Origin of the sequence: Exiguobacterium sp. s26 (assembly GCF_018618235.1) — a bacterium.
GTDB classification, from domain to species: domain Bacteria; phylum Bacillota; class Bacilli; order Exiguobacteriales; family Exiguobacteriaceae; genus Exiguobacterium; species Exiguobacterium chiriqhucha.
Window position 1 is genome coordinate 1 of sequence record NZ_JACSLS010000008.1, and the last position, 24407, is coordinate 24407.

At 51.4% G+C, this 24407-nt stretch carries 26 protein-coding genes; 8 read left to right on the forward strand and 18 right to left on the reverse strand.

Annotation, left to right across the window (positions count from 1 at the left end; translation table 11 throughout):
- Window positions 1-282: 282 nt before the first annotated feature.
- Both KNP82_RS11825 and KNP82_RS11830 read right to left on the reverse strand, forming a co-directional pair.
- Complete coding sequence (locus KNP82_RS11825; RefSeq protein WP_214828126.1) at window positions 283-1458, reverse strand: PstS family phosphate ABC transporter substrate-binding protein; 1176 nt, start codon at window positions 1456-1458, stop codon at window positions 283-285.
- A gap of 32 nt (window positions 1459-1490) precedes the next feature.
- Entirely contained in the window at window positions 1491-2357 is an 867-nt protein-coding gene (locus tag KNP82_RS11830; RefSeq protein ID WP_214715624.1) for a nucleotidyltransferase-like protein, read from the reverse strand.
- Window positions 2358-2524: 167 nt separating this feature from the next.
- Between KNP82_RS11830 and KNP82_RS11835 the strand changes: the two genes are divergently transcribed.
- The gene (locus KNP82_RS11835; protein WP_021067733.1) at window positions 2525-2884 is read left to right on the forward strand and encodes a YgzB family protein; all 360 of its coding nucleotides are present in this window, start codon (window positions 2525-2527) and stop codon (window positions 2882-2884) included.
- 29 nt (window positions 2885-2913) lie between these two features.
- Here KNP82_RS11835 and perR read toward each other — a convergent pair whose 3' ends face one another.
- On the reverse strand, window positions 2914-3345 hold the full coding sequence (gene perR, locus KNP82_RS11840) for a peroxide-responsive transcriptional repressor PerR (RefSeq protein ID WP_029596002.1): 432 nt from the start codon (window positions 3343-3345) through the stop codon (window positions 2914-2916).
- 191 nt (window positions 3346-3536) lie between these two features.
- Here perR and KNP82_RS11845 point away from each other — a divergent pair, with 191 nt between their 5' ends.
- Window positions 3537-4835, forward strand: a complete 1299-nt coding sequence (locus KNP82_RS11845) for a glutamate-1-semialdehyde 2,1-aminomutase (protein WP_058765757.1) — start codon at window positions 3537-3539, stop codon at window positions 4833-4835.
- 33 nt (window positions 4836-4868) lie between these two features.
- Here KNP82_RS11845 and KNP82_RS11850 read toward each other — a convergent pair whose 3' ends face one another.
- Window positions 4869-6506: an ABC transporter substrate-binding protein gene (locus tag KNP82_RS11850; protein ID WP_214828129.1), complete on the reverse strand. Its 1638-nt coding sequence runs from the start codon at window positions 6504-6506 to the stop codon at window positions 4869-4871.
- 92 nt (window positions 6507-6598) lie between these two features.
- Between KNP82_RS11850 and KNP82_RS11855 the strand changes: the two genes are divergently transcribed.
- Both KNP82_RS11855 and KNP82_RS11860 read left to right on the forward strand, forming a co-directional pair.
- The gene (locus tag KNP82_RS11855; RefSeq protein ID WP_214828132.1) at window positions 6599-7831 is read left to right on the forward strand and encodes an MFS transporter; all 1233 of its coding nucleotides are present in this window, start codon (window positions 6599-6601) and stop codon (window positions 7829-7831) included.
- A 53-nt stretch (window positions 7832-7884) separates the two neighbouring features.
- Window positions 7885-8301, forward strand: coding sequence for a thiol-disulfide oxidoreductase DCC family protein (locus tag KNP82_RS11860; RefSeq protein WP_021067738.1), 417 nt, complete (start codon window positions 7885-7887; stop codon window positions 8299-8301).
- 13 nt (window positions 8302-8314) lie between these two features.
- Here KNP82_RS11860 and KNP82_RS11865 read toward each other — a convergent pair whose 3' ends face one another.
- The 5 genes from KNP82_RS11865 to mutY all read right to left on the reverse strand — a co-directional run bounded on the left by KNP82_RS11865 (window position 8315) and on the right by mutY (window position 13421).
- Window positions 8315-9463 carry a DUF3238 domain-containing protein gene (locus KNP82_RS11865; RefSeq protein WP_021067739.1) on the reverse strand — a complete coding sequence of 383 codons (1149 nt, stop codon included), beginning with the start codon at window positions 9461-9463 and terminating at the stop codon, window positions 8315-8317.
- A 93-nt stretch (window positions 9464-9556) separates the two neighbouring features.
- Entirely contained in the window at window positions 9557-11305 is a 1749-nt protein-coding gene (locus KNP82_RS11870; protein ID WP_214828135.1) for an ABC transporter ATP-binding protein, read from the reverse strand.
- A 37-nt stretch (window positions 11306-11342) separates the two neighbouring features.
- Complete coding sequence (gene ntdP, locus KNP82_RS11875; protein WP_021067741.1) at window positions 11343-11885, reverse strand: nucleoside tri-diphosphate phosphatase; 543 nt, start codon at window positions 11883-11885, stop codon at window positions 11343-11345.
- Window positions 11886-11974: 89 nt separating this feature from the next.
- Window positions 11975-12400, reverse strand: a complete 426-nt coding sequence (locus KNP82_RS11880; RefSeq protein ID WP_214828139.1) for an SRPBCC family protein — start codon at window positions 12398-12400, stop codon at window positions 11975-11977.
- On the reverse strand, window positions 12387-13421 hold the full coding sequence (mutY, locus tag KNP82_RS11885; protein ID WP_058765751.1) for an A/G-specific adenine glycosylase: 1035 nt from the start codon (window positions 13419-13421) through the stop codon (window positions 12387-12389). The genes KNP82_RS11880 and mutY overlap by 14 nt, the downstream gene beginning before the upstream one ends.
- An 87-nt stretch (window positions 13422-13508) precedes the next feature.
- Here mutY and KNP82_RS11890 point away from each other — a divergent pair, with 87 nt between their 5' ends.
- Window positions 13509-14492: a metal-dependent hydrolase gene (locus tag KNP82_RS11890; protein ID WP_029596011.1), complete on the forward strand. Its 984-nt coding sequence runs from the start codon at window positions 13509-13511 to the stop codon at window positions 14490-14492.
- 26 nt (window positions 14493-14518) lie between these two features.
- On the opposite strand, the gene KNP82_RS11895 is transcribed toward KNP82_RS11890, so the two are convergent.
- Window positions 14519-15052, reverse strand: coding sequence for a YceI family protein (locus KNP82_RS11895; protein WP_021067745.1), 534 nt, complete (start codon window positions 15050-15052; stop codon window positions 14519-14521).
- A 221-nt stretch (window positions 15053-15273) separates the two neighbouring features.
- Here KNP82_RS11895 and exaC point away from each other — a divergent pair, with 221 nt between their 5' ends.
- The 3 genes from exaC (at window position 15274) to KNP82_RS11910 (ending at window position 18024) form a co-directional block, all read left to right on the forward strand.
- The gene (gene exaC / locus KNP82_RS11900; protein WP_029596012.1) at window positions 15274-16794 is read left to right on the forward strand and encodes an acetaldehyde dehydrogenase ExaC; all 1521 of its coding nucleotides are present in this window, start codon (window positions 15274-15276) and stop codon (window positions 16792-16794) included.
- Window position 16795: 1 nt separating this feature from the next.
- Entirely contained in the window at window positions 16796-17155 is a 360-nt protein-coding gene (locus tag KNP82_RS11905) for a DUF779 domain-containing protein (RefSeq protein WP_021067747.1), read from the forward strand.
- A gap of 149 nt (window positions 17156-17304) precedes the next feature.
- On the forward strand, window positions 17305-18024 hold the full coding sequence (locus tag KNP82_RS11910) for a nuclease-related domain-containing protein (protein WP_029596013.1): 720 nt from the start codon (window positions 17305-17307) through the stop codon (window positions 18022-18024).
- Window positions 18025-18073: 49 nt separating this feature from the next.
- Here KNP82_RS11910 and KNP82_RS11915 read toward each other — a convergent pair whose 3' ends face one another.
- The 8 genes from KNP82_RS11915 to KNP82_RS11950 all read right to left on the reverse strand — a co-directional run bounded on the left by KNP82_RS11915 (window position 18074) and on the right by KNP82_RS11950 (window position 24401).
- Window positions 18074-19144, reverse strand: coding sequence for an ABC transporter substrate-binding protein (locus KNP82_RS11915; RefSeq protein WP_029596014.1), 1071 nt, complete (start codon window positions 19142-19144; stop codon window positions 18074-18076).
- A complete protein-coding gene (locus tag KNP82_RS11920) occupies window positions 19141-19941 on the reverse strand; it encodes an ABC transporter permease (RefSeq protein WP_029596015.1) in 801 nt (266 codons plus the stop codon). The genes KNP82_RS11915 and KNP82_RS11920 overlap by 4 nt, the downstream gene beginning before the upstream one ends.
- Window positions 19938-20759 carry an ABC transporter permease gene (locus tag KNP82_RS11925; protein WP_021067751.1) on the reverse strand — a complete coding sequence of 274 codons (822 nt, stop codon included), beginning with the start codon at window positions 20757-20759 and terminating at the stop codon, window positions 19938-19940. The genes KNP82_RS11920 and KNP82_RS11925 overlap by 4 nt, the downstream gene beginning before the upstream one ends.
- The gene (locus KNP82_RS11930; RefSeq protein WP_029596016.1) at window positions 20746-21852 is read right to left on the reverse strand and encodes an ABC transporter ATP-binding protein; all 1107 of its coding nucleotides are present in this window, start codon (window positions 21850-21852) and stop codon (window positions 20746-20748) included. The genes KNP82_RS11925 and KNP82_RS11930 overlap by 14 nt, the downstream gene beginning before the upstream one ends.
- 13 nt (window positions 21853-21865) lie before the next feature.
- On the reverse strand, window positions 21866-22405 hold the full coding sequence (locus KNP82_RS11935; RefSeq protein WP_029596017.1) for a helix-turn-helix domain-containing protein: 540 nt from the start codon (window positions 22403-22405) through the stop codon (window positions 21866-21868).
- A gap of 165 nt (window positions 22406-22570) precedes the next feature.
- Window positions 22571-22840 (reverse strand): YfhJ family protein, encoded by a 270-nt coding sequence (locus KNP82_RS11940; RefSeq protein WP_021067754.1) that lies wholly within the window; start codon window positions 22838-22840, stop codon window positions 22571-22573.
- Window positions 22837-23151, reverse strand: a complete 315-nt coding sequence (locus tag KNP82_RS11945; RefSeq protein ID WP_021067755.1) for a YfhH family protein — start codon at window positions 23149-23151, stop codon at window positions 22837-22839. The genes KNP82_RS11940 and KNP82_RS11945 overlap by 4 nt, the downstream gene beginning before the upstream one ends.
- Window positions 23152-23219: 68 nt before the next feature.
- Window positions 23220-24401 (reverse strand): RtcB family protein, encoded by a 1182-nt coding sequence (locus tag KNP82_RS11950; protein ID WP_214828188.1) that lies wholly within the window; start codon window positions 24399-24401, stop codon window positions 23220-23222.
- Between the last annotated feature and the right edge of the window lie 6 nt (window positions 24402-24407).

Consider the following 24407-nt stretch of genomic DNA (forward strand, 5'->3'; position numbering starts at 1 on the left):
ATATAGCTCTTTAAAAATGACGAAGCTTGCGCTTCATTCAAAAATTGTAAAACTTTTTTTGCCTCATCGTTCAGTTTTCAAAGTTCGTCTGCCGCTCTTGGCGACTTCATTAATTTATCACGTCGTCTATCTCCGCGTCAACAACTTTTTTCACAAATTGTTTTACTGAAATAATCTTTTGCTGTGACAACGTTTATAACTATAATCTCTATTTACCACTTCGTCAATAGAAATATTACAAAAAAATAAAAAAGGTTGAGCCCCGTCATGAGGCCCAACGCTTCAATCTTTCGCTAGCGGCACATAGCCCGTCCGCTCCACCAATGTCTGCCCTTCTTCAGATGTCATCCAATCTAAAAACGGCTTATGCGTTTCATAGTTCTCTTCTGTCGTGATGGCATAAAATTCAGAAGTGATCGGATACGTCCCGTCAGCGATGGTTTCGACCGTTGGAGCGATTCCATTCACTTGAAGTAATTTAATGTCGTGATCTTCGACCATCTCGGTCGCATAGAAGCGGAAAGAGAACCCAATCGCATTTTTATGATTTGTGTATGCGGCCGTCTGTTCGATAATACCGCCCATACCTTCCGGGACATCTTCAACGGGTGCAGCCATTAATTTACGATCACCCATCACCCGCTGCAAGGCCGTCTGGCTCCCGCTTCCTTCTGGACGTTGGAAGGCTCGAATCGGATCATTCTCGCCTCCGACCTCACTCCAATTATCGATGTCTCCGGCATACACTTGTTGAATCTCGTCTAATTTAAGCGAGTCAACTAGATTGTCTTCATGTACAAAGAAGACAAACGCTTCGCGCCCGATTGGTGTCATGTTGAACTCCACACCAGCCTTCTTAGCCGCGGCCACTTGAAGATCTGATGGTCCGGCGACAAAGATGATGTCCGTCTTCCCTTGAATCAACCGATCGTACGCTTCTCCCGTCGTCGTCGAGACGACAGGACTCTCCTCCGTACTATACGGATTATATTCGCCAGAAGGATAAACCGCTTCGACAAAAGACGCATACAGTGGATAGAGTGCCGTAGCACCATCGAGGCGTGGGAGATTTGAATCGATTTTAAACGAAGATGGCGCATCGAGCTTAGCTAAATCGGATTCCTCTTTAAACGGTTGATAGTCAAACAACTCAACACCGCGTTCTTCAATCCGCAAACCTTCTGTATACACGTAGTACCCTTTCACTGAACCGAAGAACACGACTCCAATCACGGTTCCAATCAATCCGACTCGTTTGAGTTGCCCCTTCGTTAACGACGAGAAGTCATATAGCGCCATAATGAGAATTAATAAAGCGGCAACGTACCAAATTGTCCAAAGGATCGGGCGTCCTCCTGCAATCGGATTGCCCATCGTAAAGAGTGCTGTAAAGACCGATATGACTGCGGTCACAAGCACAATCAACACACTACCGAATATAAACTTGACGATTTTCATCTGATTCGACTACTCCATTCGCTTCTATATAGTTAGGCGATCTCATAGGCGATGGCTTCCACCCCAACACCTTTTGTCGGTCGCGCGACCGAACGGACGTATCCTTTGCGGACAAGGAACCCGACGATGCTACCTAGGTCGACTTTCAATGCTTGCAAGTTCGGGTGTTCCATTAATTCCGAGAACGGCCACGGTTCGTCGCGTTGTTGCATCGTTTGCAGTAGCAGAAGCGTGCCCGGCAACACTTTTGATTGAATCAAATGTTCCATTCCGATAATCACCAAGTGAATCCGTTGTTCAAGCGACTCTTGTCCGCTCACGAGTTCCTCGTGGAGTTTATATATTTCTAAATCGAGTGTGCGTACTTGTTTCCATAATACGATTTCAGGATGAATCCCGGCCTCTAAGACCGATAATCTGGCCAAATGAGTCAAGGCATGATGAATTTGGGTGAAGGCGTCTTGGTGTTCCTCTTGCAAAAATAAGCTTCGGCCGTCTTCAAAGCGTCGCAGCAATTTCGCAAAAGCAAGCGATAGTTGCAGACGTTGCTCATCGTTTGAGAAATTACGAAGACGTTGTCGCAAGTCTAATAAAAACGTATTTCGTTCAAACAACACCATTCCATCTTCAATCCAGTGGATGGCCCGGCGATTCTCGTTCATCAAAATCCAGCGGTCCATCATCGAATCACTCACCAAATGGAGAATGATTTTTTCTTGTCCGACCTGATAGTGTTTCACTGTCCAGAACGGTTCTTCTTTGGCTTCAATCACAATCAACAACCGGTCCGATTGGTCGGTCAACGGATCGCGTGGTCGTTTCTTCTTCACTTCGATGATGCCAAGCGTCGTCTTCAAGGCTGCATATTCCGAATAGATCGTGCGTGTGGCATACTCCATAGTCACCTTGATACCTTCTTTCTATATGATGAACTTCAAACGTCCACCCAATAATCTGATACGAAAATGATTCGCCTTCTTTTAAAATTCTCCTGCCAGCGATTGTATGAACTTCTCACGATCGAGCAGATGAGCTATAGTAAAGACAGACATGGAGGGATTACGAAATGAAAAAACGGGGGAATAAAATCAACCGCGCTCGAAACCTTGCGTTGTTGCTCGTCTTTGCGGGAATCGGGGTCATGTATCTCGGCCTGTTGGCGAAAAGCATCACATGGCTGATGATTATTTTCATGTTGCTCGGCTTCGTGATGGTGTTATCGAGTTCAGCGCTCTACTTTATTATTGGGATGGCATCCACGAAAGCCATCGTCGTCACTTGCCCGAATTGTGAGAAACAGACAAAGATGCTCGGTCGGGTCGACTTATGTATGCATTGCGACGAACCGCTCACGATCGACCAATCGCTCGAAGGTAAAGAGTTCGACGAAAAATATAACAAACGCCAATCACATTCACACGAATAAAAAAACATCCTCAGGCAGAGGATGTTTTTTTAATGTTTATGCGCTTGTTCAGCTTGGCACGCCGGGCATGTCCCGTATACTTCGAGACGATGGCGGTCGACTTTGAACCCAGTCAATTGAGATGCGACCGATTCGATTTCATCGAGGACCGGGTAGTTGAAGTCAACGACTTTCCCACACGCATCACAGATGATGTGGTAGTGACGCGACGTCACGAAATCAAACCGGCTCGATGCGTCTCCGTAATTCATCTCTTGGACGAGACCGACTTCTTTAAAGACGCGCAAGTTGTTATAGACGGTAGCGACACTCATGTTCGGAAATCTCGCCGAAAGTGCCTTATAAATGTCATCCGCTGTCGGGTGACTGTGCTCCGTGACGAGGTACTCCAAAATGGCCTGGCGCTGAGGCGTCATTCTGACTCCATGTTCTCGGAGCGACTGAACAGCATGGTCAAGCATTTCGCTTCCCACGTCAATCCCTCATTTCTTCTATAGAATTCATTCGAAGTGTTAGTAGTAATTAACCTATTTCTTACATAGTAATCTTTATAAATAGTGTACTGATTTCTGGAACGGTCGTCAAACGTTGAGCTTAAGCGGTTGACGGCTGTGATACAATAAGTGCGAATTTGTAAAAGGAGGCAATACATATGGCAACATCATCTACACGCAACAATTCAGACGTTTTGTATACCGACGCCTTGACGCATATCGTCGGCGGGGTCAACAGCCCTTCCCGCTCATTCAAGGCAGTCGGCGGAGGTGCACCCGTCTATATGGAACGAGGAGACGGCGCCTATTTTTATGACGTCGACGGCAATCGTTATATCGACTATTTGGCGGCGTACGGTCCGATTATCACGGGCCACGCCCATCCGCATATCCATAAAGCGTTAATCGCGGCTTCGTCTAAAGGACTCCTTTACGGGACACCGCATGCGCTTGAAGTCGAGTTCGCGAAAAAACTAAAGGCGGCCATCCCGTCAATGGATAAGGTCCGTTTCACCAACTCGGGGACCGAGGCGGTCATGACGACCGTACGTGTCGCCCGTGCTTACACGGGACGCGAACTCGTCGTCAAATTCAGCGGTTGCTATCATGGCCACTCGGACTTGATGCTCATCGCAGCAGGCAGCGGACCGGCCACGCTCGGCTCACCAGACTCGGCCGGCGTCACACGGGCCACGGCGAAAGAAGTCATCACCGTGCCGTTCAATGACGTCGAGGCGTTCCGAGACATGATGCGCGAATGGGGCAGTCAAATCGCCTGTGTCCTCGTCGAACCGATTGTCGGAAACTTCGGCATCGTCGAGCCGAAACCTGGATTCCTCCAGGCCATCAACGACATCACCCATGAACATGGCGCCCTCGTTATTTACGACGAAGTGATCACGGCGTTCCGCTTCACATACGGCAGTGCCCAGCAAGTATATGGCATCGAGCCGGATATGACCGCCCTAGGGAAAATCATCGGCGGAGGCTTGCCGATTGGTGCCTATGGAGGTAAAGCTGAAATTATGGAGACGGTCGCTCCGCTCGGTCCAGCTTATCAGGCCGGAACGATGGCCGGTAACCCGGCATCGATGGCAACAGGGATTGCTTGCCTCGAAGTACTCGAGCAACCGGGTGTGTATGAAAAGCTTGACGCGCTCGGTGCCCAGCTCGAGGCCGGGATTCGTGAAGCCGCTAAAACACACGGCGTGACCATCACATTGAACCGTCTAAAAGGCGCACTTACGGTGTACTTCACGGACGAGGTCGTGACCGACTATGAGGGAGCCGAGAAGTCGGACGGTGAAGTGTTCGGACGCTTCTTCAAATTGATGCTCGAGAATGGTGTCAATTTGGCCCCTTCTAAGTATGAGGCTTGGTTCTTGACGACTGAGCATAGCGAGGCAGATATCGAAGAGACGATTGTTGCGGTGAACCGCGCCTTCGCCCAACTATAAGTAAAAGGAGATGCCGCGGCATCTCCTTTTTGATTACACCGAAGGTCGGATCCACAACTGATCGTAGCGTGGATGTCCGAATATATCGACCGGCACGTCGCCTAGAAAACTCGGGAAGCTCCGCTCCCGCTCGACATGGTATAGCGGAATGACGAGCGCCGCCTCCGTCAGATAGCGTTCCACCTCCCGATGGAGCATCGGCCAAGCGCTCATATCGGTTTGACGGTAGCGGTCCATCATCGTTCGGAGGTCCGTTTCATGTGCGACGAGCTTGCCGACGAGCGACAGTTCACTCGTCAAAAAGGCGAGAAACGCCAAATCCAAGTCTTCGCTCATCATCTCCCCGCATAAAATCAAATCGGCTCGGCGAAGTGTCTCCTCTTGCAGTAAACAACTGAGCGCATACGTCTCCGTCTCGACGGTGAAACCGGCAGCCCGCAACTGTGATGCGACAAGCGCCGCGTCTTCCGTCGCCACGTCGAACGGCAAGTGTAATAGTCGGAGCGGACACTTAGAACTCTCGCTTGGCTCGGCCAGTGGAATCGGGCGACTCGTTTCCGGGAAGAAGCCGTGGGCCACTTGATGACGTTCTCCCCCCAAATCGACGACCGCTTGTTTATCGATCGCCCGTTGAATCGCTCGTCGCGTCGCCATATCTTCTTTCAGCCAGGAGTGCTGTAAGTTGAACATGAGATAACGAGCCCCGGCCTCGGCAATCCATTTCACGACGCTATGATCGTCCCGGGCGCTCCATTTGGCGTGATCTGCTTCCGAGAACGTGACAAACTCAACCACGTCCAATGACGGACGCGGGCGCAACCCCCGCTCGAACGCCCGTAAACGCACGACGTCGTCGGATTGTTTCTCCAATTTGAAAGGCCCCGTCCCAACAATCCCTTCTGCTCCTTCATACGTAATGGATGCCGGTGTTTGAGCAAGCAAGCGCTCGATGTAGGCCCGATGTGCTTTCGTATAGAGGTCGACCACATACGGTGCGGGCGAGTCGACCCGATCAATCGGTGCGAACAACCAAACTTGTTTGCCGCGAGCCAAGAGTCGGCTCAATGAGTAGACGACGTCTTTGCCCGTTAACGTCATCCCGTTGTGGAAAGTGATCCCTTTACGGATGTAACAGCGAAATCCAAATAGCGTCTCCTCCATATGATGGGCCAGCGACGGTTGAACCGTGGTCCCGTCCCATTCGAACAGGCGGTCGAAGACGTGACGCGATAACGACGCCTCCATCGCGATGTGGATATCAAGCGGATCAAGTGACTCGAGTGTCCGCGTCCTCGGGAAAATAAAACGGTCTTCTTCCGTCTGTTCGAAACCAAATCGGTTCCAAATCCGCGCTTGGATCAGTTCCCGTAATGCGGGTGGCCAATCCCACTCCAACCATTTGGCCGCCTGCGCCATCGTAGCCTCAGAAAATGAGGTTACGACCCACGCCTGAAGCGTCTCGTCAAAGTCCGACTGAAAACGAAGCATCGATTCATGGCCGCGCCCTTTGCCGGCTTGATAGGTCACCCACCCCATCGCCTCCCATGCCTTGATATCGCGCTTCACTTGTTTCTCACTATAGCCGACCACCTCGACGGCTTGCCGGAGTGTCACGTCCATTTTGTCCGCCTGTAACGCATAGCGATAAATTGCCACTAGTTTTGCATTCATGTCATTCCCCCTAAAAGTGGACATGTCCAAATAATTTGTCTCTTTTTACCAAGTGTAGTCCACGTTTAAAGTAGTGACAAGGAGGTGCTCACATGAAATTCAAAGATTTCCCAACTAACGTCCGACTTCGACTCGTCTGTGGATTTTTCATCCGCATCGTCGGCTCGGCCATCTTTCCATTCATGGCTTTATATTTTTCAGAAGAACTCGGCAAAATCGCTGCTGGGATCATCATGACGTCATTCGTCATCGTCGGGTATGTCACCGGCTTGTTCGGTGGGTACTTCTCCGACCGCTTTAATCGCAAGCACGTCTTACAGATTGGCCAACTCGTCCAAATTATCTGCTTCATCGGGATGACAGTCGCGATTCACCCATCGAACAACTGGGCACTCGCCGTCGCCATCTTGTATTTCGGTCATGCCGTCGCCAACGGCTTGAACTATCCGGCTCTCGAAGCGATTGTGATTGACTCGATGGAACCATCGAATCGAAAAGCGATTTATGTATATGATTATTGGCTCGTCAATTTAGCGATCGCCGGCGGTGTCATGCTCGGCGGTGCGTTCTATCGCGACTACCGGTTTGGTTTATTTATCGGTATGACGCTCGTATTGACCATCACAACGGTCGTCTTGCAACGCTATCTCGTCGATTCACATCAAGGTAACCGGTCGACGCCGGCCAACCCGATCGTCGGCGTGATTCAAAACTATCGGATTGCCTTGAATGACCGACGCTGGATGCTCTTCGTGCTCGGTAGCATGCTCGTCTTCTCGACAGAGTTTCATATGGCAAACTATATCGGCGTTCATTTGGCCGAATCGTTCCAAGAACGTGCGATTATCGGCGTGCCGTTCGACGGTGTCCGGATGATGGCGTTCATGCAGCTCGAGAACACATTGCTCGTCGTCGCCATCACGTTCGCCGTCACCACCTTTGTGAAACGGTACCGGGAGAAATACGTATTCTTCATCGGCTTGTCACTCTATATCACAGCATATGCGGCCATCACATCGATGAACTCATTTCTGATTCTCGCCGTCTTGGCCGTCGTCTTCACGGTCGGCGAGTTGCTATACTCACCAATCCGCCAAGTGAAGCAAGTCGACCTGCTCGACCCAGAGCGTCGCGCCTCGTATCTCGCTTTTGGGGGACTCACATTCCATGGGGCCAAACTCGTGGCCGCGGCCGGCATCGTCGTCGGGGCGTTCATCGGACCTGTGTTCATGAGCGGCTACATCTTCTTGTTCGGGGCGCTCGGGGCGTATCTTTATTACGTCTCGCTCTATAAAATGGAATCGCTGCGCCAGCTTGCCGCATGACGTTTGAACTGACTCCGGAACGGAAACAGGCAAGAGTGAAGGAGGCGAACCAAATGCCAGCCATTGTATTGTTTGATGGAGACTGTAATTTTTGCGACGCCAGCGTCCAATTCATCCTGAATCGGGACACAACAGGGAATTTCCACTTTGCCTCGCTTCAAGGCGACGCTGGGAAAGCGTTACGCGAACGTCACCGCATCAGCGACTCGGTTGACAGCATCGTCTTGATTCGTGACGGCGTGCCTTATATCAAATCCGACGCGGCCATCCGGATTGCAGAAGGATTGGATGGGATGTGGCGATGGCTCCGGTTCGTGAAAATCGTCCCAAAACCGATTCGCGACTTCGGCTATGATGTCATCGCCAAGCATCGTTACGAATGGTTCGGACAAAAACAGACGTGTAAACTGCCGACACCGGAAGAACGAAGCCGGTTTCTCGATCAACAACCAAAACCGCCGACTCGATGAGTCGACGGTTTTTTTAGTCCATACACGTCAAGTACGTCCAATGGCACTCCGGCATCGGATTGCCCATGAAACTGACACCGAGGTCATCGGCCCGGTGAATCGTCGTCCACGGGGCATCCCCGACTTGAAGATACACTTCATGGTGCGGCGATTGCGTATGACTACCGGACAGTTTGAACGTGGCAGTGTCCTTCAATTGTGCGACAATCGTGTACTTGATGTCCGGCGCGATGACGAGCGGATTGCCGACCGAATGGTGCAAGCGGTATGCGGTCCGCCCCCGGTCAATATCGATATCGTCAAGATACACTTGATCGACCGAAGCGACATCTTCTCCTGTTAGTTGATGACGGGCGTTGTATCCGCGCGTCACTCCGGCATCTTTTTTGATAGAGACGATCGGAATGTCGTGCATCCCTTCGACTTTCACTTCCGTCCGCGTCCGATAGTCGTTCGCATGAACGTTGTATGGTCGTCCATCCCCTTCAAAATAAGGGTGAGGCGACAATAAGTTCGGATTTTTAATCATCGGCGGACGAATGAACGTCTGGACGCGAAGCTGAATCTGATTGACCGTCTCCAAATCAGGACGGAGCGGACTGACGAGAAAATACATGACGAACAGTTCTTTGTCGCGCCGCGTGTCCGTCTTCAATTCTTTGGCGAGTGACATTGCTTTGCCGACAGCGTGAATGAGACGCGTCCCCGGTTTCGCGTCTCGCTTCACCGGGCGGAGCGCCCGAACTTCATACATCGTCGGTTCGTGTAGCGGTGTGTCGTCCAAATAGGCGTTCCCGACGACCTCGGCGATTCGTCGTCCTTGTCGATAGATCGCATACGTCTCGACGTCAGGAATCGGATCCCATTGGAGATGGGTACCGGTCGACGCGACGACGGCCGATGTGAGATGTCGATTCCAATACAAATCATCGCTCGGGTCGACGGCGGCCGTATACACTTTCGCCACTTCCCCTTGCTCATCCGTGAGACGATAGGCGACTTGCTCTCCGACGGCCGTCTCATGGTCGACATAGTGCTGGTCGGTCCCTTCATACACATACTTCCCGTTCCGCGTAAGTCGGACCTTCCCCTCCACTGACCACGTCAGCTCGAGCGCGTCCTTAAGCGGTTTTACTGTGATTAAACCTTCCCCGTTCATCATTGGACTCTCCCCCTTTTGGCATGTCGTTTCTTCATTCCCGTCTCACTGTCAAGGAAAACAAAAAAAGGCCCCGAGTCTCCTCGAGGCCGCGTCTCATTCGACGACTGCCAAATCTTGAATCATATACAAATCGTAATAGGCTCCGCGGCGACGCATCAGTTCTTCATGCGTCCCGGTCTCCATAATTTGTCCGTTATCGACGACGACAATCTTATCGGCATCGGTGATGGTCGACAATCGGTGCGCGACGATGAGCGTCGTTCTCCCTTTCGTCAAACGCGCGAGCGAATCCTGAATCATTGCCTCACTCTCAAGGTCCAGCGCACTCGTCGCTTCGTCGAGAATAATGATTGGCGGATGTTTCAAGAAGACACGGGCGATGGCAAGCCGTTGTTTCTGACCGCCTGACAGTTTGACACCTTTTTCCCCGACCGGCGTATTGTAGCCATCCTGCAAGTTCGAGATGAACTCATGTGCGTTCGCTGCTTTCGCGGCGGCGATCACATCTTCGTCACTCGCTTCCGGATTCCCCATCCGGATGTTCATCGCGACCGATTCACTGAACAGAACCGAATCTTGCATGACCATCCCGATTTGATCGCGCAGAGCCCGCAATTTGAAATCACGGACGTCGGTGCCATCAATTTTGATGCTACCCGACGTGACGTCATAAAACCGTGGAATCAAGCTGACGAGCGTCGACTTTCCGCCACCGGACATGCCAACGAACGCAACCCGCTCTCCAGAGCGAATATGCAGGTTGACGTCACGGAGGGCGCGGGTACCGTCTTTCTCGTACGCAAAGCTGACCTGATCGAGTTCGATGTCGCCTGCCGTTTTCACGGGAACGAACGCACTCGATTTTTCTTCGATGTCATACGGCTCATCGAGGAACTCGAAGACCCGGTCCATCGAAGCGACCGACTGCGTGAGCGTCGTCGCCGAGTTGACGAGACGGCCGAGCGGTGCGTAGAGACGATCGATATACGCGATGAAGGCGACGAGTGTCCCTAGCGAGACATCCCCTTGCAGGACGAGCCAAGAAGCCGATGTGAAGATTAAGATCGGGGCGATGTCCGTAATCGTCGAGACGACGACGTACGTCTTCGCGTTCCACCCTGTATGACGGAGCGCGGCCTTCAAGAAGCCACCGTTCTGTTCTTCGAACGCCTTGTTCTCATACGGTTCGAGGGCGAAGCTGCGGATGACGGCCATCCCGTTGACGCGTTCGGTCAAATGACCTTGAAGGTCCGCAAGAGCGGCCGAGCGTTCCCGCGTAAGCCGGCGCAATCTTCCGTAGAAGTAGCGGACGGCGATGGCGTAGAACGGGAGCGGCAAGATGGCGATGAGCGTCAATTGCGGATCGATCGTGTACATGATGGCGATCGCGATTAAAATCGTGACCATATCGAGCCAAATGTTCATCAGGCCGGTGATGACGAAGTCTTTCGTCTGTTCGACATCGTTGATGATGCGCGAGATAATCTGTCCCGTCTTATTGTTCGAATAATAGCGGAGCGATAGTTTTTGGACGTGGTCGAACAATCGGTTCCGGACGTCGAACAAAATCCGCGTCGCTGCCCATTGCGCCAAATATTGGCGCAAGTATTCAATCGGCGGCTTCAAGACGAGGAAGACGAAGAAGACGATGCTGAACAGCCAGACGAGCTCGGTATAATCCCTCGCCGGTTCCGGGTCTGTCAAATAGTTATCGATGACATATTTATAAAGGAGCGGCAACCCGAGTGGGATGGAAAATTTCAAAATCCCGACGACAATGGTCAGCGCGATTTGTTTCTTATACGGTTTAACGAACTGTAAATAACGTTTAATACTACCCATTAGTTCCTCCTTCAAGAAAAAAAGCGGAGATGAGCGATCATCTCCGGTAACGTGCTTCGTATTCGCGATACCATTCATCGACGAATGTTGGGTTGAACGGCCCTTTCCGTCCTCGAATCCAGTTAATAAGTTCTTGAACGTTCTGTTTCAAGATTCGATCAATCGCTTTCGGATAATTCATCTCGCGACGATGCCGCTCATATTCATCCTCATCTAAAATCGTGTACGACATATCCGGGAACACCTTGATGTCCAAATCGTAATCGATGTACTTGATGGCACGTTCTGCCCCATCGAACGTTGTCGGCGAACCTAGATTACAGTAGTAGTAAATCCCATCTTCGCGAATCATGCAGATGACATTGAACCAAAACTCAGATGAAAAGTAGCAAATTGCCGGCTCACGTGTTCTCCATTGCCGGCCGTCTGACTCACTGACCATGATGCGGTCATTGAATCCGATCATATCCGTTTTTGACGACTGAAGGACGAGCGTTTCTTCCCAAACGCGATGCAAAGTTCCGTTGTGCTTGTAGCTCTGTATCTCGATCTTGCTACCTGCTTTGGGAAATAAGCTCATAAGCTCCTCCTTTCCGCTATGATGCTATACAATTCTCATATTTAATTATAGCGACTTTCAGAACCAATGAAAAAGGAAATCTCTTATTTTCACGAATTTAGTGTTTTTTGGAATGCCTCGGCTCGCGCTTTGAACATCGGCCGGAGCACGAAGTACTCGACGAGGACAGTCGGCACGTAACTGTCGAACGTGACCTCATCGACCATAACGGCTTGCCCGTCCACTTGTTCGACGCGGTGGACGTGACTGAAACGACGGAACGGAAACGGCAACTTCACGCCTTGATCACAAAAGGCACGGTCTCCAGCCAATGTGATGGCGCTATTCCAAGGCAAAGAGACCGGCCCGACCCCGATACGGAGCTGAACGACGTTCCCCTCGACCGAAGCCCCATCCCCAATGAGCGTCACTTTCGGGAAAGACGTCAGTTTTGATAAGAGCGAAGCGTCTTGAAGCAACGTCCATAATGTGTCCACAGACGTGTCGAATGGTGTTCGTACGTCAAACTGTCTCATCTTTCGCACCTGCCATCTGCTCTAATTTTTGTTGGGCGACCGATACCGTCACCACGTCGCGTGCCTCTTCGTCGAGCCAAGCCCACTCGCCGTCCGGTAGCGTCTCGACCTCGTATAGGTCGATGTACCAGACGATATGGGAAAACACATGTTTCACTTGTCCAATATAGGTTCCGTTTAACTGTTCCCCCGTTCCGCGGTCTGTAAGCGGATATTGCCACATTCCAGCGAGAAGACCGGCATCCGGGCGCTTCACGTATGCGGTCCGGCCGTCCTGGCGACAGTAGAGCGCATCATACATCTCAATCCGAGCCGCCCCTTTTTTCGTCTTGACCGGGAGTTCATCTTGAACGTTATGGGTATAAGCATAACAATCGTCTTGAACGGGACAGAGCGAACACATCGGGTTTTTCGGCGTGCATACCGTCGCCCCGAGCTCCATGATGCCTTCGTTAAAGTCTGAGGCATGCGCCGGGTCCATGAGTCGGCGCACGACTTGCTCGAACAGTTTTCGCGTTTTCGGGACGGCGATGTCGTCATAAATCCCGAATTGACGGGACATGACGCGCATGACGTTGCCATCGACGGCCGGTTCCGGCTGATTGTAGGCAATCGATAACACCGCCCCAGTCGTATACGGTCCGACACCTTTCAGTTTTTCGAACCGTTCTTTTTCCTCGGGGACAATCCCGTCGTACACGGCAACGACTTCTCGGACGGCTTGATGAAGGTTTCGAACCCGTGAGTAATAACCGAGTCCTTCCCAATATTTGACGACCTCATCGGGTTCGGCCGCTGCCAATGCCTCAATCGTCGGGAACCGCTCCATGAAACGGTTATAGTATGGGATAACGGTATCGACGCGCGTCTGTTGGAGCATGACTTCGCTCACCCAGACCCGATATGGATTTTTTCCGTGACGCCATGGCAAATCACGCTTTTCGCGATTGAACCACGTTACTAAATTTGTGTTGAATTCTTGAATATTATAATTTGTGAACAATTTATCAACATCGAGCATTTTGTTTCCCCTCGTTTTAAAAATATTGTATGATGTAGTGGATTAAAATATGCGGTTTTTCTACTTTTATGGAGGTGCTGAAGCACATTGGATACTGCTACTCACATTGGGATGGGACTAGGTTTAAGTGCAATCGCGACACTCAGCCCGGAGGTGTCAGGCGACGCACAAATGTTTCTAGCCATGACAGCGACGGCGCTCGTCGGCTCACATGCTCCGGACTTTGACACGGTCTTCAAACTAAAAGGAAATAGCACGTATTTACGCCAGCACCGCGGTCGTTCACACGGAATAACCGCACTACTCGCCTGGCCGATCATCGTCAGCGCCGTCATCGGACTCGCGCTTGGCGTCAACCCCGCTTCATTATGGGTCATGGCACAAATCGCCGTGTTGTTACACGTTACGGTCGACTTGTTCAACGCCTACGGGACGCAGGCCCTTCAACCGTTTTCGAAAAAATGGATTGGCTGGGGCGTCATTGGTACGTTTGATCCGTATTTGTTCTCTGCCTACTATGGGGCATATGTATTATGGCTTATCACAGGGGCGACTGTCCCGATTTTTGCATTGCTCATTGCGCTCCTCATCAGCTATTATGCGATTCAATTCAAGTTGCGTAACCGCGCCCTCGCCACGGTCGCCCGTCACTTCGCTGGTGCACACGAACTGTTCATCTCGCCAGGTATCGGTTGGGATGACTGGCATGTCGCCGTTCGATTCCGCAACGGTTTAGGTGCCGTCAAAGTGAAAAAAGGAACGGTCATCGAATGCGGTCGTTTCCGTGACAAGCCGATGCCAGGTGAAGATGACCTTCACTTCGTGGAAGCCCGTAAAAATGCGGATCTTCAATCGTTCCTCGAATTCTCGAAGATTCACACGTATACGGTCACGCGTCACAACGGTATGATCGAGTATCGCTTCACGAACTTGCGCTATTTCGCGAAAGATATTTATCCGTTCGTCGCCGTCGTCATCGTCGACGAAGAATCGAATGAAGTGTTGTCTTCATTCACTGGCTGGGTGTTCAGTGAAGAGAGCTTGCAAAAGAAATTGGCCTACGAACAGTAAAAAGTCGCTCACAAGAGCGACTTTTTTTATGCCTCTGACTCCGTGAACTGGAGCTCAAAATCAAATTTGACTTTTTTATCGACGAGAACGCCACCCGCTTCGAGCGCCTGGTTCCACGTCAATCCGTAATCTTCTCGGTTGATTGACCCGTCCCCGGTAAAAGCGTGTTTCATATTGCCCCACGGGTCTTTCGCGCTTCCCTCGTACTCGACTTCGAACGTCTCTTCCCGGGTCGTCCCGCGAATCGTTAAATTCCCGGTCAATTCGAATTCACCGCCACCCTTTGAGCGGAACGATGTCGACTCGAACACGATGTCCTCATGTTGCTCCACATCGAAGAAGTCTCCAGACCGTAAATGGTTGTCACGGTCACTGTTGTTCGTATCGATTGATGCCGCCTTGATGGTCACCTTCACGCTCGCGTTCGCGAGATCGTCCGGTTGCCCGTTCGCCTCGACGTGAAAATCTTTGAACTCCCCTTTTACTTTCGAAATCATCATATGCTTGACCGTAAATGTAATCGAACTGTGTGCCGGGTCGACTTGATATGTTTTTGCCATGAATCTGTCCACTCCTTCGATTTGGAATTGATACTAATATGATGTTTACCACAATTCTTGACTTCAAAACATTCCCGTTTAAATGTGACAAATTATTGTCGAAAAATTTTGACTTTTATCACATCGACCCGTTACGATGAAAAAAGGGAGCTGTTGACTTACAGTAAAATGTAAGCGCATACATAGAATCCCTATACTTTACGGAAAAGGGAGGAACGACCATGATTTATGAAGTCCCAAACTCGACAGGCACGAAAGTTCACTTTAAAGACCGCTATGAGAATTACATCAACGGAAAGTGGACCGCGCCTGCAGGGGGAGAATATTTTGAGAACACCTCTCCGGTAAATGGTAAAGTTTTATGCGAAGTCGCCCGCTCAACGAAAGAAGATATCGAGCTCGCCTTGGATTCGGCCCATGCTGCCAAAGACGCCTGGGGCAAAACGTCGGTCACTGAACGCTCTGTCATTTTAAATAAAATCGCCGATCGTATGGAAACGAACCTCGAAATGCTCGCATACGCCGAGACGTGGGAAAACGGGAAAGCCGTCCGCGAGACGCTCAATGCCGATTTACCGCTCGCTATCGATCACTTCCGCTATTTTGCGGGCGTCATCCGGTCACAGGAAGGCGGCATCAGTGAACTCGACAACGACACGGTCGCTTATCATTTCAATGAACCGCTCGGTGTCGTCGCCCAAATCATCCCATGGAACTTCCCGATTTTAATGGCGGTCTGGAAAGTCGCGCCGGCTCTCGCTGCCGGAAACTGTATCGTATTGAAACCAGCCGAACAGACGCCGGCTTCGATCATGGTGCTCATGGAATTGATTGAAGACCTACTCCCGCCAGGCGTGTTGAATATCGTCAACGGGTTCGGACTCGAGGCCGGCAAACCGCTCGCGTCGAGCGACCGCGTCGACAAAGTCGCCTTCACGGGTGAGACGACGACAGGTCGACTCATCATGCAGTACGCCTCACAAAACATCATCCCGGTCACGCTCGAACTCGGTGGGAAGTCACCGAACATCTTCTTCGCGGACATCATGGATGCGGATGATGATTTCTTTGACAAGTCGATCGAAGGGCTGGTCATGTTCGCTTTGAACCAAGGCGAGGTATGCACGTGCCCATCACGCGCGCTCATTCACGAGTCGATTTATGAGCCGTTCATGGAACGGGTGCTCGAACGAGTCAAAGCCATCAAGCTCGGCAATCCGCTCGACCCTGACGTCATGATGGGTGCCCAAGCTTCGAATGAGCAGATGGAAAAGATCTTGTCGTATTTGGAGATCGGAAAGTCGGAGGGCGCGGAGTGCCTCATCGGCGGCGAACGCAACATGATGGACGGCGAACTCGCCGACGGCTATTATGTGCAGCCGACCATCTTCAAAGGCCATAACAAGATGCGCATCTTCCAAGAAGAGATCTTCGGACCGGTCTTATCGGTGACAACGTTCAAAGACGACGCCGAGGCGCTCGCCATCGCGAACGACACGTTATACGGACTCGGTGCCGGCGTCTGGACGCGTGACATGAACCGCGCCTACCGGTTCGGTCGCGAGATTCAAGCAGGTCGCGTCTGGATCAACTGCTATCACCAATATCCGGCCCATGCCGCGTTCGGTGGATACAAGATGTCTGGAATCGGTCGCGAGAACCATAAGATGATGCTCAACCATTATCAACGGACGAAAAACATGCTCGTTAGCTATAGCGAACAAAAACTCGGGTTCTTCTGAGATGGTGAACCGCGTCGAGGCCACCCCCGCCACGCTCGCGCTCCTCGAACAGCTGAAACGAAAACATGGACCGCTCTTGTTTCACCAGTCGGGCGGTTGTTGTGACGGGAGCTCCCCGATGTGTTTCCCGCAAGGCGAATTCATGATTGGAGATCATGACGTCCTGCTCGGCGAAATCGGCGGTTGTCCGTTCTATATGCACGAGAAGCAATACGACTACTGGAAGCACACCCAGCTCATCATCGACGTCGTCGAGGGCCGGGGCGGTATGTTCTCGGTCGAGGGCGTCGAAGGAAAACGGTTTTTAAGCCGTTCCCGCGTGTTCACGGACGAAGAGCGGGCCGAGTTGCAACAGAGTTGAATGTAGAAGACCAGCCATCTCGAGGGCTGGTCTTTTTTTAGTCAAAGGGCACCCTTTTCTCAAAATCACATTTCCAATTTAACCCAAAAACCAACCTAACAATCGACTCGATTCGATATAGTAAAAAGAGACACGAAAGGAGGCAGCCTATGTCCGAGCTTCTCACGAGCATGCTTAACGGTATGATGATTTCATTGGTCAGTCTATTCGGTCCTCTGTTCCTGGTGATGAGCGGTATATTGTATACGAAGGTCAAGCGTTATAAACGGAGCCGCTATTTCGCCCAGACCGGACACAGCTATTTCAAAGTCGTTCAAGACACCGGCTTATACGGCGAATATTTATGTGTCGCCGCCATCGAGGAGCGCGTCCCGAATCCCTTCATATTGACGAATCTATATTTGCCCCATCCAAAAAATCGAGAGCGTACGACTGAAATCGATGTGGTGTTCATCAACCAGAGCGGTGTCCACGTGATTGAGTCGAAAAATTATAGCGGCTGGATTTTTGGACATGAACAAGAACGGCATTGGACCCAATCGATGCCGAACCGAAAGAAGTTCCGGTTTTTCAATCCGATCAAACAAAACGAGTTACATATGAAAGCGATGGAACAAACGATTGCTGTGGAGCGGAGTCTATTACACTCTTGGATCGTCTTCAGCGACCGGTCGACCTTGAAGCGCATTGATGTGGCGGACGTTCCCGTGTTGAACCGGAAGACATGGAAACAACAGATTGCCTTGCCAGGTGAGGCCCGGTTGACGTTGGCGGAACAGACGGCCATCTACGAGCACCTGCTCCAATTCGCATCTGCTGACGAAGCCGTCAAGGAAGCCCATATCGCCGCCAAGCAACGGGTGACGTGATGGGCTGTCCCATCCAAAAAAGTCCCGCTCACGGTGAGCGGGACTCCTTTTATTTACTCTGCATTTTAAAGCGCAAGTATAGTTCGTTGTAGTACGCGTTCATGCGTTTGCCTAAGTTCTCATACACTTCGAGCTCATCCGTCACTTCTTTTGTCGGATAAAAACGTTCGTCTGACGTCACTTCTTCATCTAAAAATTCAAGTGCCGCTTCGTTCGGTGTCGAATATCCGACATAATCGGTGTTTCGGGCCGCGATTTCCGCGTCAAGCATGAAGTCGATGAACTGGTGCGCGCCTTCGACGTTTTTCGATGTGTTCGGAATGACGAGGTTGTCGAACCAGAGATTCGTCCCTTCTTCCGGGATGACGTACGTCAACTCTTCGTTCTCGTACATGATTTCGGAGGCGTCACCTGACCAGACGACGGCCGCGGCCGCTTCGCGATTGGCCATGAGCATCTTGATTTCATCGCCGACGATCGCTTTAATGTTCGGCCAGAGCGTCTCGAGCTTCTTCTCCGCTTCGAGCAGCTCATCTTTGTCCGTCGTGTTGAGCGAGTAACCGAGTGAGTTCAGACCGAAGCCCATCACTTCACGGGTCCCGTCTGCAAGCAAGATGTCATTCTCGAGCGGCATGTCCCATAGGTCGTTCCACGACGTAATCTCACCGTCGACGAGTTCAGGGTTATACACGATGCCGACCGTCCCCCAGAAGTAAGGGACTGAGTACGTGTTGCCCGGGTCGAACGACTTGTCGAGGAAACGTGGGTCAATGTTATCGAAGTTCTCGAGCTTGTCATAATCGATCGGCAAGAGCAGGTCTTCTTCAATCATTTTACTGATGGCGTAATCCGATGGGACAGCGATGTCGAACGCCGTACCGCCTTGCTCGATTTTCGTGAGCATCGCCTCGTTCGAGTCGAACGTCTGATAGATGACTTTCAAGCCCGTCTCTTCCTCGAACTCTCCAATCAAGTCTTCATCGATATAATCGCCCCAGTTGTAGACGACGAGCGTGTTATCGCCGCCGAACCCTTGCGCCATATTGATTTGATACACCCAGAGCAAGAGGCCGAAACTGACGACGACCGGTACCGTCAACATGATGACCAATTTTTTCATCGTCTTACCTCCTTCGCTTTACCACCGCGTTGGGCGAGCACATAATACCCAAGGACGAGAATGAGTGTGAACAAGAACAAGATGGCTGACAAGGCGTTAATCTCGAGCGAGATGCCTTGACGGGCGCGTGAGTAGACTTCAACGGCAAGTGTCGTGAAGCCGTTTCCGGTCACGAAGAACGTGACGGCAAAGTCATCGAGCGAATACGTGAGTGCCGTGAAGAACCCGGCAAAGATACCCGGTGTGATATACGGCAAGATGACTTTCGTCAAGACGTCCCACGTACTTGCCCCAAGGTCACGCGACGCATCGATGAGCGTCGGGCTCATCTCTTGCAGCTTCGGCAAGACCAAGATGACGACAATCGGTACCGAGAAGGCGATGTGCGCCAATAGCACCGAGTAAAAGCCGAGCTGAATCCCGAGCATCGTGAACAAGATGAGGAACGACGCCCCGATGATGACGTCCGGACTGACGATCAACACGTTGTTGAGTGATAAGAGTGACGTCTTCGTGAAGCGTTGTCGCGCCGTATAGATAGCGAGCGCCCCGATGACGCCGAGCACGGTTGAAATCGTCGCCGACAGCAAGGCGATGACAATCGTGTTCAAGACGATAACGAGCAGGCGCGTGTCGGTAAAGAGCGACTTGTACCAATCGAGCGTAAAGCCTTCAAAGTTACTCATCGTCCCGCCACTGTTGAACGAGTAGACGACCAAATAGAGAATCGGTGCATAGAGGATGAAGAACACCGCTATCAAATAGAGGTTGGCTAATTTAAATTTTTTCGGTTTCATCGACGCACCGCTCCTTTCGCGCCCCAGTCACGTGTGATGACCATGACGAGGACCATCGCCAAAATCAAGAACACGGCAATCGTCGAGCCCATGCCCCAGTTTTGCGTGACGAGGAATTGTTGTTCAATCGCCGTCCCGAGCGTGATGACTCGGTTCCCAGCAATCAGTCGAGTGATCATGAAGAGCGACAACGCCGGGATGAAGACGATTTGAATCCCTGACTTCACACCGTCGAGCGTAAGTGGGAAGATGACCCGGCGGAACGTCGTCCAGTTCGAGGCCCCGAGGTCGCGCGACGCATAGACGAGCGACGGCGGGAGCTTCTCGATGGCGTTATAAATCGGCAAAATCATGAACGGGATGAAGATGTAAACTGACACGAACACGAAACTGAAGTCCGTAAACAAAATCTGTCGTGTCCCGATACCGATGGCCTCTAAAAACTGGTTCGTGATGCCGTATGTCCCGAAAATGCCGAGGAACGCATAGGCTTTGAGCAATAGGTTGATCCATGATGGCAAAATGATGAGCAAAAGCCAAAGTTGCTTATGCTTTGTCTTCGTCAATAAATAGGCGGTCGGATACCCGATCAAAAGCGAGAAGAACGTAATCAAGAACGCATACCAGAAAGAAGATAACGTCATCGTCAAATACGTCGACGTGAAGAACATCTGATAGTTCTCTAAACTCAAGTTCCCTTCGATATCAAAAAACGAGTAGTAGACGACGAGCAGGAGCGGCGCGATGACGAACAGCGCAATCCATAACCAGTAGGTCGTCAAATAGACCGTCTTCGCGGTTTGACTAGTTTGATTCATGAGCGACCTCCTCATAGGACTCGAGACGACGGTCGAACTCTTCCTCCGTCTCTCCTAAGCGCATGACGTGAATCGCCTCATCATCGAACGTGAGGCCGATTTTCGAACCGACGACCGATTTTTTCGTCGAATGAACGAGCCATTCGTTGCCTTCTTGGTCATAGCAGCAAATCTCATAGTGAACGCCTCGGAACAGTTGCGAGTCGACGTCGACGACAAGTTTCGCAGATTCGACCGATGTCATCTCTAAATCTTCCGGACGGATGATGACCTCGACTTTCTCGTTGCGGTCAAACCCTTGGTCGACGCAATCGAATGTCTTCCCGGCGAACGTGACGACGTTATCTTCTGGCATGACGCCCGGTACGATGTTCGACTCCCCGATGAAATCGGCGACGAAACGGTTAATCGGCTCATCGTAAATATCAGTCGGTGTCCCGCTTTGTACAATTTTCCCGTTATTCATGACGAAAATCTCATCCGACATCGCGAGCGCTTCTTCTTGGTCATGCGTGACAAAGATGAACGTGATGCCGAGACGCTGTTGCAATTCGCGGAGCTCATATTGCATCTCGGTCCGGAGTTTCAAATCGAGCGCCGAGAGCGGTTCATCAAGCAAGATGACTTCCGGTTCGTTGACGATGGCCCGGGCGATGGCGACACGTTGGCGCTGCCCGCCTGACATCTCATCGATTTCACGTGACTCATACCCTTTCAAGTTGACGAATTTGAGCGCCTGTTCGACTTTCGTCTTCACGTCCGCTTCTTTCATCTTCTTGATGCGCAGACCGAACGCGACGTTCTCGAACACGTTCAAGTGCGGGAAGAGCGCATAGTCTTGGAACACGGTGTTCACTTGACGTTTGTTCGCCGGGACGTCGTTGATGCGTTTCCCGTTGAACTGGATATCGCCTGCTGACGCATCCGTGAAGCCGGCAATTAAGCGTAAAATCGTCGTCTTCCCACATCCAGATGGCCCGAGCAACGTGTAGAACTTCCCTTTCTCAATCTCGAAGCTGATGTTTTCTAAGACGACGGTGTCATCGTAACGCTTCGACACATTGTCAAAGCGAATAATCGTTTCTGGGTTCATTTCAGTTCCTCCCTTATAAATATGAATGGGTCGCGACGATTAAACATTCACTCTCGCCGTCGTAGTCATTGACGAGTTGATGCGAATCGGAGGCGACGTAATAGAGTGTTTCTCCGGTCTTGGCGAAGTACGTATGATTGCCAAGTTTTAGCGCGATGTGCCCCGATAGGACATAGACAAACGTCTCCGATCGCGACGGCTCATATCGTTTGAACTCGCCCTGCTTCGAGAACGTTAGTAAAATGGGTTCCATCTCTTTTTCGTTCGATTCCGGGATGAGCCATTCAGTCCGATATTTCCGCTCCTCGTCGACGTAGATGGTCCGATCGTCCTCGGTATAGATCACTTTTTGATTCACATCTTCATCAAAAAATTCTTTCGGCGAACATCCGAGCACTTCCAACAAGTCGAATAGTGTCTCAAGCGAAGGTGAACTCAAATCACGCTCGATTTGAGAAATATAGCCTTTGCTCAAATCCGTGCGCTCGGCCAACTCTTCTTGCGTCAGCCCTTTCTTGACGCGGAGCCGCTTGATTTTTTGACCGACTTCCAAGTCACAATCCCTCCTTTCAGCTTTGATTCAAGTTTAGTGAAAGATGATTCCAACTAAAGAAAGTTTATAAATACTTAACTACAAAGCGAACTAATAGCGACCTTTATTATAACGGATTGTGTGCAGTTTGCAAGTAAAAAATCACGCCGATTTCCGGCGTGATTTTTAATGGATGTCGCGCTTGGACATCAAGTGTTTGAACTTCTCATTTTTCGTTTGAAACAGGTGGAGCTGGGGGCCGTACGCATCGATTTGTTGCACGACGTATTGGAACGATTTTGCTTCCCCAGGATACGGTTCACCGGCACGGGCGAGCGTCGTCTCAAAATCCTCCCACAGCACTTCAACCCACGTCAACGCCTCGAGCTCGCTCAAGACATCGTTCTTCTGTTTCAAGATTTCTGCCAAGCGCTCGTATTGTTCGGTCCGGTTCATGCTTTCACCTCCGACAGCTCCGAGAGCGGAATCGCATGTTCAGCCGTCTCCCCTTCGAACGTCCCCCAGCCCATGACGCCGTTCACAAATTTCAAACGGAACGGGCGCTCGTTATAGTTGACGATATACGTCGCCCCCGGCTTGAACGATTTCGGGTCAATCAAATAACTCTCGGCAATCGCGATCCGTCGCAAGACGACCTCGATTTCACTGACCATGCCCATCTGTTCGGCTTTCCGCTTCCGTTCATGAAGCGCTCGAATCTCTTGTTCGAGCTCATATTTTGATAAATCGCTCAATCGTTTTTCCATTTCGCTCACCTCTCTTGTAGCGTATCAGATTTTTCTCAGAAAAGAAAAAGGCGAAACTGAAACGATGTTCAGTTCGCCTTGAAGTTGTAGAGCGGTTTGATGATTTGATTGATGGTGACGGCCGGCTCGATATAACGGACGATTTCCTTCATCGACTTATAGACGAACGGTGACTCGTCAATCGTCGATGGTCGGACCGAACTTGACCAGACATCTGCCATCGACTTTTTAAATTCGTTGAAGTCGACGCGTTTTCGCGCGGCCGAGCGTGACATGACGCGACCGGCGCCGTGTGGTCCCGAGAAGTTCCAGTCGGGGTTGCCCTTGCCAGTACAGATGAGCGAACCGTCGCGCATATTCATCGGAATGATGACCCGCTCGCCGTCCCGCGCCGAGATGGCCCCTTTTCGAAGCATCATCGCGTCGTGATCGATGTAGTTGTGGACCGTATCGAATTGATCGACGACGTTCCAGTTCATCGCCTCGACGATGACGTCGGTCATGGCGAGACGGTTGGCGGCCGCATATTGCTGTGCGATGCGCACGTCGTGCATGTAATCTTCCATCGTTTCCCCTTCGACGTAGGCGAGGTCGCGGAAACGTTTCCGTGCCTCGCGCTCCGTCTCGAGATAGGCCGAGATGTCCTGTTGCCGTCCCGTTGCCTTCATCCGTTCAATCTCGTCTCGAATGTCGACCGTCTTCATCATGTGCTCGACCGCCAACTGTTGATAATGGTCAGCGATTTGGACACCGAGGTGGCGTGAGCCGGAGTGGATGACGAGAAACGTGCGTCCGGCTTCGTCCCGGTTCACTTCGATGAAATGATTGCCCGAGCCGAGCGTGCCGACCGAGCGGATGGCCCGGTCCAGCTTATACGGCGCCCGCACGTCCTCGAGCGGGAGCTCAGAGGCGTATGGGTGTGCTGTATCCCGGATGTTCATCCCGCTCGGTACGTATTGACGGATGACGTCGTCGAGCCGTTGAAAGTCGATTCGCTTCACCTTGATTTCCGTGCAGAGCATGCCACACCCGAGGTCGACGCCGACGAGGTTCGGTACGACCTTGTCGTGAATCGTCATCGTCGTCCCGACGACCGACCCTTTGCCGGCATGCATGTCCGGCATGATTCGAATCGAGGCGCCTTTCGTGAACGGTTGGTCGACGAGCGTTTGGATTTGGGCCCGCGTCGTATCGTCAATCCGTTCATTGAATACTTTGGCCCGGTTATGCTTTCCGATAATCTCCATAATACCTCC

Excerpts from the sequence above, each read along its gene's own strand:
- ntdP (WP_021067741.1), bottom strand. The coding sequence starts at position 11,885 with ATGAGCTTATTTCCCAAAGCAGGTAGCAAGATCGAGATACAGAGCTAC.
- KNP82_RS11945 (WP_021067755.1), bottom strand. The coding sequence starts at position 23,151 with ATGGAAAAACGATTGAGCGATTTATCAAAATATGAGCTCGAACAAGAG.
- KNP82_RS11830 (WP_214715624.1), bottom strand. The coding sequence starts at position 2,357 with ATGGAGTATGCCACACGCACGATCTATTCGGAATATGCAGCCTTGAAG.
- KNP82_RS11865 (WP_021067739.1), bottom strand. The coding sequence starts at position 9,463 with ATGATGAACGGGGAAGGTTTAATCACAGTAAAACCGCTTAAGGACGCG.
- KNP82_RS11860 (WP_021067738.1), top strand. The coding sequence starts at position 7,885 with ATGCCAGCCATTGTATTGTTTGATGGAGACTGTAATTTTTGCGACGCC.
- KNP82_RS11855 (WP_214828132.1), top strand. The coding sequence starts at position 6,599 with ATGAAATTCAAAGATTTCCCAACTAACGTCCGACTTCGACTCGTCTGT.
- KNP82_RS11920 (WP_029596015.1), bottom strand. The coding sequence starts at position 19,941 with ATGAAACCGAAAAAATTTAAATTAGCCAACCTCTATTTGATAGCGGTG.
- KNP82_RS11880 (WP_214828139.1), bottom strand. The coding sequence starts at position 12,400 with ATGAGACAGTTTGACGTACGAACACCATTCGACACGTCTGTGGACACA.
- exaC (WP_029596012.1), top strand. The coding sequence starts at position 15,274 with ATGATTTATGAAGTCCCAAACTCGACAGGCACGAAAGTTCACTTTAAA.
- KNP82_RS11825 (WP_214828126.1), bottom strand. The coding sequence starts at position 1,458 with ATGAAAATCGTCAAGTTTATATTCGGTAGTGTGTTGATTGTGCTTGTG.
- KNP82_RS11930 (WP_029596016.1), bottom strand. The coding sequence starts at position 21,852 with ATGAACCCAGAAACGATTATTCGCTTTGACAATGTGTCGAAGCGTTAC.
- KNP82_RS11940 (WP_021067754.1), bottom strand. The coding sequence starts at position 22,840 with ATGAACCGGACCGAACAATACGAGCGCTTGGCAGAAATCTTGAAACAG.
- mutY (WP_058765751.1), bottom strand. The coding sequence starts at position 13,421 with ATGCTCGATGTTGATAAATTGTTCACAAATTATAATATTCAAGAATTC.
- KNP82_RS11910 (WP_029596013.1), top strand. The coding sequence starts at position 17,305 with ATGTCCGAGCTTCTCACGAGCATGCTTAACGGTATGATGATTTCATTG.
- KNP82_RS11905 (WP_021067747.1), top strand. The coding sequence starts at position 16,796 with ATGGTGAACCGCGTCGAGGCCACCCCCGCCACGCTCGCGCTCCTCGAA.
- perR (WP_029596002.1), bottom strand. The coding sequence starts at position 3,345 with ATGCTTGACCATGCTGTTCAGTCGCTCCGAGAACATGGAGTCAGAATG.
- KNP82_RS11895 (WP_021067745.1), bottom strand. The coding sequence starts at position 15,052 with ATGGCAAAAACATATCAAGTCGACCCGGCACACAGTTCGATTACATTT.
- KNP82_RS11835 (WP_021067733.1), top strand. The coding sequence starts at position 2,525 with ATGAAAAAACGGGGGAATAAAATCAACCGCGCTCGAAACCTTGCGTTG.
- KNP82_RS11870 (WP_214828135.1), bottom strand. The coding sequence starts at position 11,305 with ATGGGTAGTATTAAACGTTATTTACAGTTCGTTAAACCGTATAAGAAA.
- KNP82_RS11925 (WP_021067751.1), bottom strand. The coding sequence starts at position 20,759 with ATGAATCAAACTAGTCAAACCGCGAAGACGGTCTATTTGACGACCTAC.
- KNP82_RS11850 (WP_214828129.1), bottom strand. The coding sequence starts at position 6,506 with ATGAATGCAAAACTAGTGGCAATTTATCGCTATGCGTTACAGGCGGAC.
- KNP82_RS11845 (WP_058765757.1), top strand. The coding sequence starts at position 3,537 with ATGGCAACATCATCTACACGCAACAATTCAGACGTTTTGTATACCGAC.
- KNP82_RS11915 (WP_029596014.1), bottom strand. The coding sequence starts at position 19,144 with ATGAAAAAATTGGTCATCATGTTGACGGTACCGGTCGTCGTCAGTTTC.